Source organism: Rodentibacter rarus, from assembly GCF_001998965.1.
In the GTDB taxonomy this organism is placed as follows: domain Bacteria; phylum Pseudomonadota; class Gammaproteobacteria; order Enterobacterales; family Pasteurellaceae; genus Rodentibacter; species Rodentibacter rarus.
This window is the reverse complement of record NZ_MLHJ01000152.1, coordinates 1-1328: the sequence shown is the minus strand read 5'-3', so window position 1 is coordinate 1328 and position 1328 is coordinate 1. Positions and strand designations below refer to the sequence as shown.

The window sequence follows — 1328 nt, the reverse complement described above, 5'->3', positions numbered from 1 at the left end:
CAATAGCATCTTTCGCTTTTGTCGCTTCTTCATCAACTTTCGCTTTCGCAGCGTCTTTGTCCGATTGAGAGGCGTTTTCATCCTTATCAATCGCCTCTTTCTTAGCACTCGCCGCCTCGTCGATTTCTTTCTTCGCTGCGTCTTTGGCGTCGGCTAACTCTTGGTTATGTTTACTAGAACCACCGCTACTACCACCACTTGCTGCCGCAGCAATACCGCCAGTTAAAGCAGCAAGACCTAATAACCACCATGGGTTAAATGCCCAAAAAGCACCGGCAAGCTCTTCACCGCCTAATGCTTGTGGTGCAATAGATTGATCAGCAAGCAAACTTACCGCATCAGATTGAACGCCTGACTCTGGAACATAGGCGTAAATATTGCTATTTTCGTGCTGACCTACAATTAAGTTTGTTGTTTCACCCGCTTCATCATCATAATAATTTTTGATGATAATATCTTCGTTCATATCACCATCATTAAGGAAAATTTTTAAATCTTTTCCTTCACGCTTGGTCACAATGTTTTGAGGACCTAGACCTGTTTTATCATCAATTAATTGATAATTTGACTTATCTTGAGCCTCAATGATCAACATTTCACCCTGATTAACTTGATGAGTTGCAACGACTTTTTTTGCACTTAATACTTTTAATGTTGTTGACATAATTCTTTATTCCTCTTACTTATCACTACAATTATTTGATCTGACACGAGAAAGTGTTTGATTTTCCTTTGGTAATTTGGCAACTTCGTTTTCTGCTACCGATTTTTCAATACGTACGAAATTTAACTTTCCATTGGTTTCTTGCTTAACTTTTACATACACAATTTCATTAGCCGGTAAGGTGTAATACATACCTTGAGTACGATTACCAAAATCTTTAGTTGTACTAAAAGATGAGGTAAATAAATTCTTCGTTGCACATACTGAAACTGCGCTATATGCATTTGGTAGTAATGAGGTTTGATAATCCCCATTCACATACACATTAACAGCGGATCCTTGTACATCGTTTTGACGATAAAACACCACTAAAGATTGATTTTCTTCAAGTTGTTGGCTACTTACCGAAGACTGTTTAAAATTACTCCAGACCTCAAGAGGTCGATCATTCAAACCTTGGGTAGAACAAGCCGTTAAAGCAAGTCCTAAGGCAACCGCTGCAAGGGATCTTTTCATACAAAAAAACTCCAATAATTCAATTTTTTATTAAAATAGCGATAAGCTATTTACCTTATAGCCATTCATCACTTCTTCCATCTTTAAATACTGGAGATTTGTGATTTTTGCTAAATTTTGCCCAAAAACAAAAAAGGACAAACCAAGG

General features: G+C 37.5%; 2 protein-coding genes. Both read right to left on the bottom strand.

What is annotated here, in order from left to right; translation table 11 throughout:
* Nucleotides 1-664: DUF1542 domain-containing protein (locus tag BKK50_RS12005; RefSeq protein ID WP_143529830.1), on the bottom strand; the 664-nt coding region annotated here is incomplete at its 3' end.
* A 15-nt stretch (nt 665-679) separates the two neighbouring features.
* Entirely contained in the window at nt 680-1180 is a 501-nt protein-coding gene (locus BKK50_RS12000; RefSeq protein ID WP_077418437.1) for a hypothetical protein, read from the bottom strand.
* Nucleotides 1181-1328 lie beyond the last annotated feature (148 nt).